Below are 12,666 nucleotides of genomic sequence, written 5' to 3'. Positions count from 1 at the left end.
ACCGCGTCAGTGTGTTTGCCTTTTTTTTGCACCGGGGCCGGTATAGCTTGGTGCGCTGCTGAACAATTGGAAATCTCCCATGGCTCGCAAATATTTCGGCACCGACGGCATTCGGGGGCTCGCCAATGGTCCGAAACTGACGCCTGAACTGGCGCTCAAGGTCGGCATGGCGACCGGGCTCGCCTTTACGCGTGGCGACTACGCGCATCGCGTAGTGATCGGCAAGGACACGCGCCGTTCGGGCTATATGATCGAAAATGCCCTCACTGCCGGCTTCACGGCCGTGGGCATGGATGTGCTGTTGCTCGGCCCCATGCCGACACCCGCGGTGGCAATGCTCACCCGTTCCTTGCGGGCCGATGTCGGCGTTATGATCTCGGCCTCCCACAATCCGTTCGACGATAATGGCATCAAGCTGTTCCGGCCCGATGGATACAAGCTTTCCGACAGTTTCGAAGCCGAGATCGAAAGTCTCATCGATTCCGATCTTACCCCCAGGCTGGCGCGCGGCACCCGGGTTGGTCGGGCACGTCGGGTCGAGGAAGCGCGCACGCGTTATGTCGAATACGCCAAGCGCACGCTGCCGCGCGATATGGATTTCACCGGGCTGCGGGTCGTGGTCGATTGCGCAAACGGCGCCGCCTACAAGACCGCCCCGGAAGTGCTTTGGGAGCTTGGGGCCGAAGTCATCTCGATCGGCATTTCGCCCGATGGCTTCAACATCAACGACGGATGTGGATCGACCGCGCCGGGTGCGCTTATCGAAAAGGTTCGTGAGTTGCGCGCCGATATCGGGATTGCGCTCGATGGCGATGCGGACCGCGTGCTGATTGTCGATGAGAAGGGCGATATGGTCGATGGCGACCAGGTGATGGCCGTTATCGGGACGTCATGGCACGAGCGCGGCCAGCTTGCCGGCGGCGGGATCGTTGCCACGGTCATGTCCAATCTTGGGCTTCAGCGCTATCTCGAGGCACAGGGTTTGCTGCTCGAGCGCACCAAGGTCGGAGACCGCTATGTGCTCGAAGCGATGCGCGGCAAGGGCTTTAATGTGGGCGGCGAGCAATCGGGCCATATCATTCTGTCCGATTTCACGACGACCGGCGATGGGCTTGTCGCGGCCTTGCAACTGCTCTCGGTGGTCAAGCAGGAAGGCAAGCCGGTTTCCGAGGTTTGCCATCGTTTCGATCCCGTGCCGCAATTGCTCCAGAGCGTACGCTACAGGCGCGGCAAGCCCCTCGATGACAAGTCGGTCCGGGCTCTGATTGCCGATGCCGAAATCAGGCTCGGCGAGACCGGACGTCTGATCATCCGTGAATCGGGCACCGAGCCGGTCATAAGGGTGATGGGAGAGGGCGACGATGCGGCCCTGGTCTCCCAGGTTGTCAACGAGATCGTGGCGGCCATAGGGAAGGTCGCATGATTCCGGGCGTTACAGTTAAGCGGTACGGTTAAGCGCGCTTTAAGGAAGTTCCTCTAAATTCCACGTAATTCTAGGGAATTTGATGCTTGGGGAACTTACGCCTATGAAAAAGCTGGTCGCTTTTGCTGTCGTTGGGGCAGCAGCGCTTATGTCGACGGCGGCCATGGCTGCCGATCCGGTGTCTTTCGATTATCCTGTCTACAAGGACTTCGTCCCCCCCTACGTCCCGCCGGTCGATGAGGGTCTGAAAGGCTCGTTCTACCTACGGGGAAGCGTTGCGGGAAATTACGCCTGGTCGCGTCAGGCACGCCATCCCGACACGGCGGATGTCTTTTCGATTACGGAAGGTGGCTGGGGCTACAGCGCGGGCATCGGCGCAGGGTATGAGACCGGCACGGGCCTGCGATTCGACGCAACGGTCGACTATCTCGCCAACAACGATATGACAGCCGATGTTTCGGGCGTGGCTCACACACTCGAGCTGCGCTCGACCATAGTTCTGGCCAATGCCTATTACGATTTCGGTCTTGGAGATTTGGGACTGTCAGCAGCAGGTGGCGCGTTCGGTTATGTCGGCGCGGGCGCAGGCGTTGCATTCAACGACTCGCGGGTTTCCGACGGCGCCTTTGGGCCGTGGGACAGCAATACAAGTTTTGCGGCGGCAGGTATGGCAGGTGTGGGCTACGATTTCGGCTCCATCGTTGCCGATCTGGGCTATCGTGCGCTCTACATCGCGAGCATCGAGAACAACAATGAGACGCCCCGCTACGTAGTCGATGACACCTTGGTTCACGAATTGCGGGCCACATTGCGCTATCGCTTCTAGGGGCTGGTCCTGCCAGCTTAAGAAGGCGGTCTAACTGGCCGCCTTTTTTGTTTTCAGGAGCACGTGCAGCGCACCGCCGACGATGAGCCCCCAAAAAGCAGCGCCGACACCGAATAATGTCAGGCCCGAGGCGGCCGTCACGAAGGTGAGGACGGCCGGCAGGCGAAACTCCTCGTTCGCGACAGAGCCGACGAGCGCGTTGGCGAGGGCACCGATGAGGGCCAGCCCGGCAACAGCCTCGATCAGGATAGGGGGCGCTGCGGAAATGAAGGCCGCAGCAATGCCCGCCCCCAGAGCGAACAGCACATAGGCAAAGCCCGCTGTCATGGCCGCCACATAGCGCCGCGTTCTGTCAGGGTGCGCCTCCGGCCCGGCGCATAAAGCGGCGGTGATAGCAGCCAGGTTGATGAGTTGTCCTCCCAGCAGCGCGCCAATGGCGCTGACCAGCCCGGTGGAAACGAAGATCGGTTTGACGTCAGGCTGATAGCCATTGGACCGCAGGACGGCCAGCCCGGGAATATTCTGCGAGGCCATGGTCACGACGAACAGTGGCAATGCTATGCCGATGATGGCGTCGAGATTGAGCGTTGGAACGACCAGAACCGGGGCGGGCAAGGCACCGGTCAGAATGTCAGCCGGGAGTTCGGTCGATATGGCAATCATCGCGGCGCTTACTGCCACCGCGGCCGGTACGGCCCAGATGCGGGCAAAGCGCAGGCAGACGGCCCAGACCACAATAATGGGCAGTGCCAGCGTTGGAAGTTCGGCCACGGCCCTGACGGGAGCAAGGCACAGATTGAACAGAATACCGGCAAGCATTGCACTGGCCAGAGGCATGGGGATCGCCGCGACGGCCCGTCCGAAGGGCCTCCAGAACCCGGCGATAACGACGAGGATTGCAGCGACGATGAATGCGCCGACGGCTGCGGGGAAACCGCCCTGGACTGCGCCGGTCGTGATAAGCAGCGCGGCGCCCGGCGTGGACCAGGCAATCGAGAGCGGCATTTTCGTAATGTAGCTCATGGCGATCCCGACCAGAGCCATGCCCAGGCAGAGCGCGAAGAGACCGGAAGCAGCCTGCGCCTGGGTGGCGCCCGCGGCGTCAAACCCCTGCAAAACGATGGCAAACGAACTGGCAAAACCCACGACTGCTGCAAGGAGCCCAGAGAATATCGGCTGAAACAGGGTTCCGGAATGCGCGGGCGATGGCTCGAACGAGGGATCAGTCACTGTATGGGCTGCCTAAATCAGGAGCTATGGCTTGATGGGTGAACCACTGGTCCGAGCCGATTTGCCTTCTCCTTGCCATCTTTTATCGAGTCGGGCACGCCGCGATCGGATCTGCCAAGCGCCAATCGCTTGAATTACCGTATGATTCCGGCCGATCACATTTTTGTCATCGTTGGCTCCCAGAGTCGAGCGGTCAACACAGTGCCGCTTTCTGGATGACCGGCTGATGGCCGTATCCACCCGAGATGGGAACCATTCCCGCCATCGGCCATTTTTGTTTTGAGAATGAAAAGGAGACCAAAAATGCGTAAGTTTCTTGCCCTTCTGGCTCTGCCGCTCATGCTGGCCGTTGCCGCTTGTGACATGCCTCCGCCCGAGGATGGTGGTGTTCCTGCCGATCCGGCAGTAACGACTGATCCGGCTGTTCCGGCCGAACCTGCGGTCGAATAACAACCGGATTTATGATTTGTTTTGACAAGGGGCGTCCGAAAGGGCGCCCCTTTTCTCGTGGAACATGAAATCCAATGAGCGACGAGACACGGCCGCAACAGCGAGAGGGTACGCGGATCGGCGGGATCGACGCGGCGCGGGCGCTTGCCGTTTTGGGGATGCTGATGGTCCATGTGGGACCGCGCGATCGGACAAATTTCGCGGAAGTTCTTTACAATCTGCCCCATGGCCGGGCGTCGATCCTCTTTGCTTTCATTGCCGGAATTGGCATGTCGCTTCTGTCGGCACGGCCCGGGCAGTTGGGTGTTGCCAGATATCGGCTGATATGGATGGCTTTGGTGCTGCTCCCACTGGGGTTGAGCTTGCAGATGCTCGATCACGGCATTGCGGTGATCCTGCATCACTATGCCGTCTTCTATGTATTTGGCGTCCTCGTCATAGGGCTGCCATCGCGGCTTCTGGGCGTTCTCGCCGCCCTGACCACTGTCTGCGGGCCGCTCGCTTATTTTGCCATCAGCGCGCAATGGCCTGATTTTGTCTGGCGCGAAACGGTTGTTGCAGGAGATCGTCCTATCGAAATTGTCGACGGGTTGTTGCTGACCGGGCCATATCCGCTGCTCACATGGTCTCCGGCGCTGCTTTGGGGTATGTGGGTGGGGCGGCTCGATTTGCGATCCGATCCGAGCCAGCTCCGATTGTTGCTGATTGGAAGCGCGGTGGCGGTGAGTTCCGCAATTGTCGCGGCCATCGGCCTGCAAATCCTCGGTCCGCCCGATGAGCTGGCCGATTGGCGTCAATTGCTCTCGGATGCGCCACACAGCCAGATGCCGCTTTGGGTGACCGGCTCGATCGGGGCAGCGAGCGCTGTCACCGGCGCCATGCTCATCATTGTCCAGCGCTGGCCGCGCTTGTGCGGCCCCCTGGTCGCTCTGGGGCAACTGGCTTTCAGCTTTTATGTCGCTCACCTTGTCGCGTTGCATTTTTTCAAGGATATCGTGCGGCGCGAGAGCGTTGGGGAGGCCATGGTTTCGGTGATTGTCGTGATGATCCTGGCCGGGTTCTTTGCGGTGATCTGGCGCCGCCATTTTGAGCGCGGACCACTGGAGACGCTGCTTGTCCTGCCGTTCGACCGGGCCAAAGAGCGCCGGCAATAATTTGGTCGCGTCGGCCGTTGCACCCGGATATGGAGGGGTATGGACAAAGATCAATTCCCTATATTTCTGGTGGCCACGCCCGGCTTTGAAAACGCACTTCACCGGGAGGCCGGCGAGCTTGGCTTTTCCGATCCCAGACCGGTATTCGGCGGGGTGGAGATTTCGGGCGGTTGGAGCGAGGTCTGGCGCGCCAATCTCGAACTGCGGGGCGCCGGACGGGTGCTGGTGCGGATCGACAGTTTTCGCGCCAGCCATCTGGCGCAGCTCGACAAGCGGACGCGTGCAGTGGCGTGGGGCGACGTGCTGCGCAAGGATATTCCGGTGCGGGTGGAGGCGAGCTGCCGGAAATCGAAGATCTATCATTCCGGCGCTGCGGCGGAGCGGGTGGAAAAAGCGATAGCGCAAGAACTGGGCGCACCAATCGAAAGCGGTGCGCAAGTTCGGGTTCTCGTGCGGATCGAAAACGATCTGTGCACGATCAGTGTGGACACGTCGGGTGAGGGGCTGCACAGGCGCGGGCATAAACTCGAGGTCAACAAGGCGCCGATGCGGGAAACCACAGCAGCCCTTTTGCTGCGCGAGTGCGGATACAGCGGCAGCGAGCCGGTGGTCGATCCCATGTGCGGGTCGGGGACTTTCGTGATCGAGGCGGCGGAGATGGCGCTGGGGCTCAAGCCCGGCCGGGCACGCGGCTTTGCATTCGAACATCTGGCCCGCTTCAATCCCGATATGTGGGCCGCCATGAAGGCTCAATCCGGCAGTGTCACATCACCTTTCTTCTTATGCGGCAGCGACAGGGATGCCGGTGCGATCCGGATGAGTTTAGCCAATGCAGAGCGGGCGGGGGTAAGTTCGGCCACGCGCTTTGCGCAGACCCCGATCGATGAGCTGGAGCCGCCGGAAGGGCCTGCGGGTCTGGTGATCGTCAATCCGCCCTATGGCTTGCGCATCGGGGACCGCAAAAAGCTCTATCCGCTTTATGGCGCGCTGGGCACGGTCATGCGGACGCGGTTTTCCGGCTGGCGGTTGGGGATGGTGACGGCCGACCCGGCGCTGGCGCGGGCAACGGGGCTGACGTTCGAAAAACCCGGCGGCAGCATCGACAACAATGGTGTCCGGATCACGCTCTACAAGACCGGCATATTGCAATAGCGGGAAAATCTCCCATCTCTTGGATGCATTCCTGCATCGGGGGATTTCAAATGGATAGACGCATCAAGATCGAACAGCACTCCGGCGTCGGTATGCTGTGGTTTGTCGGCTGGCTGTTCACCATAGGCTATCTGAACCTCGGTTTCTGGACAGGCGTGTTGGCAATCATCGTGTGGCCCTATTTCCTCGGCGCGCATTTTGCAGGCTAGAGCATTTCCACTTTTGCTGGACGCGCTCTAACGTGCCCTTGCACTGATCGCCGCAAAATGATTTACGGCAGACTGAATTGGCCGCCCTTACGGGGGCGGCCTTGTCTTTGTTGGAAGCACCCTCATGATCCGTCTTGAAAATATCGGCAAGCAGAACGGGAAACAGATCGTTTTCATCGAAGCCTCGGCTGCGCTCCAGAAAGGCGAAAAGATCGGGCTTGTGGGACCGAACGGGTCGGGAAAAACGACGCTGTTTCGCATGATTACCGGCGAAGAAGCGCCCGATGAGGGGCAGGTGTCCATCGATCGGGGCACCACCATCGGCTATTTCTCCCAGGATGTGGGCGAGATGGCGGGGCGTTCGGTGGTGGCCGAGACCATGGATGGGGCCGGGCCGGTGGCGGCGCTCAGCGCGGAAATGCGGAAGCTCGAAGTCGATATGGGCGATCCCGACAAGGCCGGCGAGATGGACACGATCATCGCGCGCTATGGCGAGGTGACCGAACAGTTCGAGGAACTTGACGGTTATGCGCTGGACGGGCGTTCGCGCGAGGTGCTCGACGGGCTCGGATTTTCCCAGGCCATGATGGATGGCGATGTGGGGGCGCTGTCGGGCGGCTGGAAGATGCGCGTGGCGCTGGCCAAGATCCTGCTTGCCAAACCCGATGTGCTGCTGCTCGACGAACCCTCGAACCATCTGGACATCGAAAGCCTGATCTGGCTCGAGGAGTTTTTGAAAAATTTCACCGGCGCGCTGCTGATGACCTCGCACGACCGGGCGTTCATGAACCGGGTGGTCAACAAGATCATCGAGATCGATGCCGGCACGTTGACGTCCTATACGGGCGACTATGAATTCTATCAGGAACAGCGGGCCGTAGCCGACAAGAACCAGCAGGCCCAGTTCGAGCGCCAGCAGGCGATGCTGGCCAAGGAAATCCAGTTCATCGAACGGTTCAAGGCGCGGGCGAGCCATGCGGCACAGGTGCAGAGCCGGGTGAAAAAGCTCGACAAGATCGACAGGGTCGAGCCGCCCAAGCGGGCGCAGAAAGTGGTGTTCGAATTCCGCCCCGCGCCGCGGTCGGGCGAGGATGTGGCGGTATTGAAGGGCGTCGCCAAGACGTACGGGGAAAAGACCATTTATGACGGGCTCGATTTTCATGTGCGGCGCAAGGAGCGCTGGGCGATCATGGGGGTCAATGGTGCGGGCAAATCGACACTCCTCAAACTGGTGACCGGGGCGGCTGAGCCGGATACCGGGTCGGTGGCGCGGGGGCCGTCGGTCAAGATGGCCTATTTCGCCCAGCATGCCATGGACCGGCTGGACGGGGACAAGTCGATCTTCGACATGCTGCAAAGCGAATTCCCGCAGGCAGGCCAGGCGCCGCTGCGGGCTTTGGCGGGGTGTTTCGGGTTTTCCGGCGATGACGTCGAAAAGAAATGCCGGGTGCTTTCGGGCGGGGAGAAGGCGCGGCTTGTGATGGCCATGATGCTGTTCGATCCCCCCAATTTCCTGGTGCTGGACGAGCCCACCAACCATCTCGACATCGCCACCAAGGAAATGCTGATCGAAGCATTGGCCAACTACGAGGGCACCATGCTGTTCGTCTCGCACGACCGGCATTTCCTGGCTGAATTGTCTAACCGGGTGCTTGAGGTTTCGCCCGAGGGCGTGCGGACGTTCGGGGGCGGGTATCGGGAGTATGTGGAGAGCACCGGGCAGGAGGCGCCGGGGTTGAGGCATTAGGGGGCGCCTTGATGAACAAGTAAGAAAGGCCCCCTCACCTGTCGCTTCGCGCCGACCTCTCCCCCGAGGGAGAGGTGAAGCGTGGGGTGGGCGGTGACGATCTTCTTTGACGCTCAAGGCCCCTCACCCCAACCCTCTCCCCAGAGGGGCGAGGGAGTCCCGCTGCGGCTTGCGGGAGCGTCGGTGTTTCTCTCAAGCGTTTCGGCACGCTTAACCCTCGCCCCTTGGGGGAGAGGGTGGCCGGCAGGCCGGTGAGAGGGCCTTTTTTTCATTCATGCCAAAACCTCCGACGGCGAGATCGCCTCGGGCTATGATGGCCATTCGAGCTTAGCTCTCATGGCCTTCTCACCTCCAATCGTGCCACCGGCACGATTGGCCGAAGGACGGATCGAAGTAGACGGCATGGGGCGATGAACGCTCCGCACTGAAATTTGTATATATGAAGCGATCATCGCCCCATGCATCCGGGGTTTTTGGCTTATGGCGGCGTCTCGGGCTGGGGTTTGTTGGGAAATTATCTTTGCAGATGATTTCCGCGGTGCCCCTCCGGGTTTCCCCGGTACGACGTGGATACCACTCCTCGTCCGGCCATCCGTCCGCTTTGGGCCTTCCCTGCGGCGACCCGCAAGGAACCCGGACCGAACCCGCCCAAACGTTCGTTGCGCTTGCGTCCATATGCGCGGGTTCGTGAGGGCAGTATGGGGGAGGTCGTGGAAGCGGGGATAAAGTTTTTGCGGCTGGGAGCGTGGACGCTCATCATGATGGATTCCGGGGATAAACCCCGGAATGACAATGGGGGAGCATGTTCTCCGGCATTCACCCACCCCCGCGTCATCCTCGGGCTTGACCCGGGGATCCGCTGCATTGGGCAACCGGTGAAGGGGTTGGGGAACGGTGAGAGGCCCCACATATCACTTCTGCGGTGCTCAATGGCAGCGCTGCAGATCCCCGGGTCAAGCCCGAGGATGACGCGGGGTGAGGTTGGCGGTGGTGACGGAGCCGCAGGAGAGGCGAGAGAGGCAGGCTGGGGGCAAGAGCGGAGCGAGCTTCGATCTAGCTCGCAAGCGACGAGCCCCCTTGCCAACCGCCCCCGTCCTCCTCTATACGGGCTGCGGGCCATCCCTCCCCAACGAGGGACGCCCATCTGTAAGGATGGAGCAACATGACAGATATTTCTGCCGCCACCGATGTGGCGAAGCCGGCAGTGCGTCCGGAAAATCCCAATTTTTCGTCAGGTCCTTGCGCCAAGCGTCCCGGGTGGACGGTTGAGGCGCTTGCCGGTGCGCTGGTGGGGCGGTCCCACAGGGCCAAGCCGGCCAAGGCCCGCATTCAGCGCGCCATCGCGTTGACGCGCGAACTGCTCGAAGTCCCCGAGGATTATCTGATCGGCATCGTGCCGGCATCCGATACCGGCGCCGTGGAAATGGCGCTGTGGGGCATGCTGGGCGCGCGTGGCGTCGACATGCTGACCTGGGAATCGTTTGGGGCCGGGTGGGTCACAGACGTTCAAAAGCAACTCAAGCTCGACGATGTGCGGGTGCTCAAGGCCGAATATGGCGAACTGCCCGACCTTTCCGAAGTCGATTTTACCCGCGACGTGGTGTTCACCTGGAACGGGACGACTTCGGGCGTGCGGGTTCCGAATGGGGACTGGATCCCGGCGGACCGCGAAGGGCTGACCATTTGCGATGCCACGTCGGCAGCGTTTGCGCAGAATCTCGATTTTTCCAAGCTCGATGTTGTGACTTTCTCCTGGCAGAAGGCGCTGGGTGGGGAAGCCGCGCATGGGATTCTGATCCTCTCGCCGCGGGCCGTGGAACGGCTGGAAACCTTCACCCCGGCCAACCGGCCGCTGCCCAAGATTTTCCGGCTGACCAAGGGCGGGAAACTGATGGCGGAGGTCTTTGAAGGCGCGACCATCAATACGGTGTCGATGATCTGTATCGAAGACGCCGTCGACGCCATGGAATGGGGGCTCAAGGTCGGCGGGCTCAAGGCGCTGCAGGCGCGGGCCGATGCCAATGAAAAGGCAATTGCCGATTGGGTGGCCAGGACCGATTGGGTCGATTTCCTCGCTGCCGATCCAAAGGTGCGGTCGAACACTTCGGTGTGCCTGAAAATCGTCGATCCCGAGGTTGCAGCGCTTTCCGATGATGCGCAGGCCAAGCTCGCCAAGGCGGTGGTCTCCCGGCTCGACAAGGAAGCTGTTGCCTACGATATCGGCGGCTATCGCGATGCGCCGACCGGGTTCCGCATCTGGTGCGGATCGACTGTGGAAACGGCAGATCTGGAAAAGCTGGGGCCCTGGCTCGACTGGGCTTATGCCGAGGAGAAGAAGGCGGCGCTGGCGTAGGGCTGGAACGATGGCCAACCAGCGGCTCAGGAGTTTTGCTGCCGATACGCTGGCGCTGGTCATCTTCTTTACCATCGTCAGCGGGCTCAACGAACGGTTCATCGCCGGCATGAGCTGGCCCGAAGTGGCCACCTCACGCGCCATCGGTGCTCCGCTCATGGTTCTGACCGCCCGGCCTTACGGGTATTGGCGGGACTGGTTCCTGAAGATCACCAGCCCCGCATCCACCACGGCGACAATCATCATGGACTCCATCGCGTTGCTGGGGTTTCAGGTTCCGATCTACGTGCTCATCATATTTGCCGGTGGGGCAAGGGGCATGGGCATCGTCACCGGAGCGCTCGGATTTGCGGCGTTGATGCTGGTTCTGGGGCGACCGTACGGGCTGTGGCTCGAATTCGTCCGCAGCCGGTTCGGATTGACGGGGCCTGGCCAGAAACCGATGTCGCTGGGCGGCTGACATAGACAATTTTTCGGGCAGATGGCCCTTTTGAAACAAGGAATATATGGACATGGCCAAGGTATTGGTTTCGGACAAGATCAGCCCGGCGGCGATCGAGATTTTCAAGGCGAACGGGGTTGAGGTCGACTACCTCCCCGATGTCGGCAAGGACAAGGAAAAGCTGGCCGAAATCATCGGGCAGTATGACGGGCTCGCGATCCGCTCGGCGACCAAGGTGACCGACAAGATCCTGGCCCATGCCACCAATCTCAAGGTGATCGGGCGCGCCGGGATCGGCGTGGACAATGTCGATATTCCGGCAGCCACCGCCAAGGGCGTGATCGTCATGAACACCCCGTTCGGCAATTCGATCACCACGGCCGAACACGCGATCTCGATGATGCTGGCGCTGGCGCGGCAGATCCCGGAAGCCGATGCGTCGACGCGGGCATCGAAGTGGGAAAAGAACCGCTTCATGGGCGTTGAGGTGACCAACAAGACGCTGGGCCTGATCGGGGCGGGCAATATCGGCTCGATCGTTGCCGACCGTGCCCAGGGCCTGAAAATGAAGGTCATTGCATACGATCCGTTCCTCACGCCCGAACGCGCTGTGGATCTGGGTGTCGAAAAGGTCGAACTCGACGAGTTGTTCGCAAGGGCCGATTTCATCACGCTGCACACGCCGCTTATCGATGCGACGCGCAACATCATTTCGGCCGAAGCGATTGCCAAGATGAAGGACGGCGTGCGGATCATCAACTGCGCGCGCGGCGGGCTGATCGATGAAGCCGCGCTCAAGGATGCGCTTGAAGCGGGCAAGGTTGCCGGCGCGGCGCTCGATGTGTTTTTGGAAGAACCGGCCAAGGACAATCCGCTGTTCGGGCTGGCAAATGTCATCTGCACGCCCCATCTTGGGGCTTCGACGACCGAGGCGCAGGAGAATGTCGCGTTGCAGGTTGCCGAGCAGATTTCGGCCTATCTGGTGACCGGGGAAATCACCAACGCGCTCAACTTCCCTTCGATTTCGGCGGAAGAGGCGCCCAAGCTGACCCCGTTCGTCAAGCTGGCCGAGCTTTTGGGCTCGTTTGCCGGGCAGCTGACCGAAACCGGCATCAAGGGCATCCGCATCGAGTTCGAGGGCGATGTTTCCGACCTCAATACGCGTCCGATGGTGGCGGCGCTGCTCAATGGGGTTCTCAAGCCGCTTCTCGAAGACGTCAACATGGTTTCGGCGCCGGCTCTGGCCAAGGATCGCGGCATTGCCGTTGAAACGGTCAACCGCGAACAGGTCGGAGCCTACGACAACCTCATCCGGCTCACCGTGGTAACCGAACGCCAGGAGCGCAGCGTGGCCGGTACGGTCTATGGCTCCAAGGCGCCGCGGATCGTCGAGATCAAGAACATTACGCTCGAAGCGGAGGTCACTCCGCACATGCTCTATATCACCAATGAGGACAAGCCGGGCTTTATCGGGCGGCTGGGTACGCTTATGGGCCAGCTCGGCATCAACATCGCCAACTTCAACCTGGGTCGGGTCGAGCAGGGCAAGGACGCGATTGCCCTTCTGTCAATCGACAGCGAACTGACCGATGGCGAGTTGACGCAGATCGAAGAACTCGAGGGCGTCAAGCAGGCCAAGCGGCTCGTGTTTGGGGTTTGAGGGCCATCACATCGATTTTG

The 12,666-nt window shown here is 61.0% G+C and carries 11 protein-coding genes; 10 read left to right on the top strand and 1 reads right to left on the bottom strand.

Features of this window, described 5'->3' with window-relative positions; genetic code table 11:
• Positions 1-79 precede the first annotated feature (79 nt).
• Both glmM and KKY_RS11875 read left to right on the top strand, forming a co-directional pair.
• Positions 80-1,423, top strand: a complete 1,344-nt coding sequence (glmM, locus tag KKY_RS11880) for a phosphoglucosamine mutase (protein WP_014131600.1) — start codon at positions 80-82, stop codon at positions 1,421-1,423.
• Positions 1,424-1,526: 103 nt separating this feature from the next.
• A complete protein-coding gene (locus tag KKY_RS11875; RefSeq protein WP_014131599.1) occupies positions 1,527-2,249 on the top strand; it encodes an outer membrane protein in 723 nt (240 codons plus the stop codon).
• Positions 2,250-2,279: 30 nt separating this feature from the next.
• On the opposite strand, the gene KKY_RS11870 is transcribed toward KKY_RS11875, so the two are convergent.
• Positions 2,280-3,479, bottom strand: coding sequence for a benzoate/H(+) symporter BenE family transporter (locus tag KKY_RS11870; RefSeq protein ID WP_083824056.1), 1,200 nt, complete (start codon positions 3,477-3,479; stop codon positions 2,280-2,282).
• Positions 3,480-3,782: 303 nt separating this feature from the next.
• On the opposite strand from KKY_RS11870, the gene KKY_RS20535 reads away from it, so the two are divergent.
• The 8 genes from KKY_RS20535 (at position 3,783) to serA (ending at position 12,646) form a co-directional block, all read left to right on the top strand.
• Entirely contained in the window at positions 3,783-3,929 is a 147-nt protein-coding gene (locus KKY_RS20535; protein ID WP_014131596.1) for a hypothetical protein, read from the top strand.
• A gap of 74 nt (positions 3,930-4,003) precedes the next feature.
• Positions 4,004-5,083, top strand: a complete 1,080-nt coding sequence (locus KKY_RS11865; protein WP_014131595.1) for a DUF418 domain-containing protein — start codon at positions 4,004-4,006, stop codon at positions 5,081-5,083.
• A gap of 39 nt (positions 5,084-5,122) precedes the next feature.
• Positions 5,123-6,235: a THUMP domain-containing class I SAM-dependent RNA methyltransferase gene (locus KKY_RS11860; RefSeq protein WP_014131594.1), complete on the top strand. Its 1,113-nt coding sequence runs from the start codon at positions 5,123-5,125 to the stop codon at positions 6,233-6,235.
• 50 nt (positions 6,236-6,285) lie between these two features.
• The gene (locus tag KKY_RS20670; RefSeq protein ID WP_014131593.1) at positions 6,286-6,444 is read left to right on the top strand and encodes a hypothetical protein; all 159 of its coding nucleotides are present in this window, start codon (positions 6,286-6,288) and stop codon (positions 6,442-6,444) included.
• A 124-nt stretch (positions 6,445-6,568) separates the two neighbouring features.
• Complete coding sequence (gene abc-f, locus KKY_RS11850) at positions 6,569-8,191, top strand: ribosomal protection-like ABC-F family protein (protein ID WP_014131592.1); 1,623 nt, start codon at positions 6,569-6,571, stop codon at positions 8,189-8,191.
• Positions 8,192-9,353: 1,162 nt separating this feature from the next.
• Complete coding sequence (locus tag KKY_RS11840; protein ID WP_014131591.1) at positions 9,354-10,544, top strand: phosphoserine transaminase; 1,191 nt, start codon at positions 9,354-9,356, stop codon at positions 10,542-10,544.
• Positions 10,545-10,554: 10 nt separating this feature from the next.
• Positions 10,555-11,004 carry an L-alanine exporter AlaE gene (locus KKY_RS11835; protein WP_014131590.1) on the top strand — a complete coding sequence of 150 codons (450 nt, stop codon included), beginning with the start codon at positions 10,555-10,557 and terminating at the stop codon, positions 11,002-11,004.
• Positions 11,005-11,050: 46 nt separating this feature from the next.
• Complete coding sequence (gene serA / locus KKY_RS11830) at positions 11,051-12,646, top strand: phosphoglycerate dehydrogenase (RefSeq protein ID WP_014131589.1); 1,596 nt, start codon at positions 11,051-11,053, stop codon at positions 12,644-12,646.
• Positions 12,647-12,666: the final 20 nt, after the last annotated feature.

It is taken from the genome of Pelagibacterium halotolerans B2 (assembly GCF_000230555.1).
GTDB classification, from domain to species: Bacteria; Pseudomonadota; Alphaproteobacteria; order Rhizobiales; family Devosiaceae; genus Pelagibacterium; species Pelagibacterium halotolerans.
Note: the sequence above shows the minus strand (reverse complement) of the source record. Positions and strands in the feature narration are given on the sequence as shown.

Bases quoted from the DNA above. Each gene is read 5' to 3' on its own strand.
- glmM (WP_014131600.1), top strand. From the start codon at position 80: ATGGCTCGCAAATATTTCGGCACCGACGGCATTCGGGGGCTCGCCAAT.
- KKY_RS11875 (WP_014131599.1), top strand. From the start codon at position 1,527: ATGAAAAAGCTGGTCGCTTTTGCTGTCGTTGGGGCAGCAGCGCTTATG.
- KKY_RS20535 (WP_014131596.1), top strand. From the start codon at position 3,783: ATGCGTAAGTTTCTTGCCCTTCTGGCTCTGCCGCTCATGCTGGCCGTT.
- KKY_RS11865 (WP_014131595.1), top strand. From the start codon at position 4,004: ATGAGCGACGAGACACGGCCGCAACAGCGAGAGGGTACGCGGATCGGC.
- KKY_RS11860 (WP_014131594.1), top strand. From the start codon at position 5,123: ATGGACAAAGATCAATTCCCTATATTTCTGGTGGCCACGCCCGGCTTT.
- KKY_RS20670 (WP_014131593.1), top strand. From the start codon at position 6,286: ATGGATAGACGCATCAAGATCGAACAGCACTCCGGCGTCGGTATGCTG.
- abc-f (WP_014131592.1), top strand. From the start codon at position 6,569: ATGATCCGTCTTGAAAATATCGGCAAGCAGAACGGGAAACAGATCGTT.
- KKY_RS11840 (WP_014131591.1), top strand. From the start codon at position 9,354: ATGACAGATATTTCTGCCGCCACCGATGTGGCGAAGCCGGCAGTGCGT.
- KKY_RS11835 (WP_014131590.1), top strand. From the start codon at position 10,555: ATGGCCAACCAGCGGCTCAGGAGTTTTGCTGCCGATACGCTGGCGCTG.
- serA (WP_014131589.1), top strand. From the start codon at position 11,051: ATGGACATGGCCAAGGTATTGGTTTCGGACAAGATCAGCCCGGCGGCG.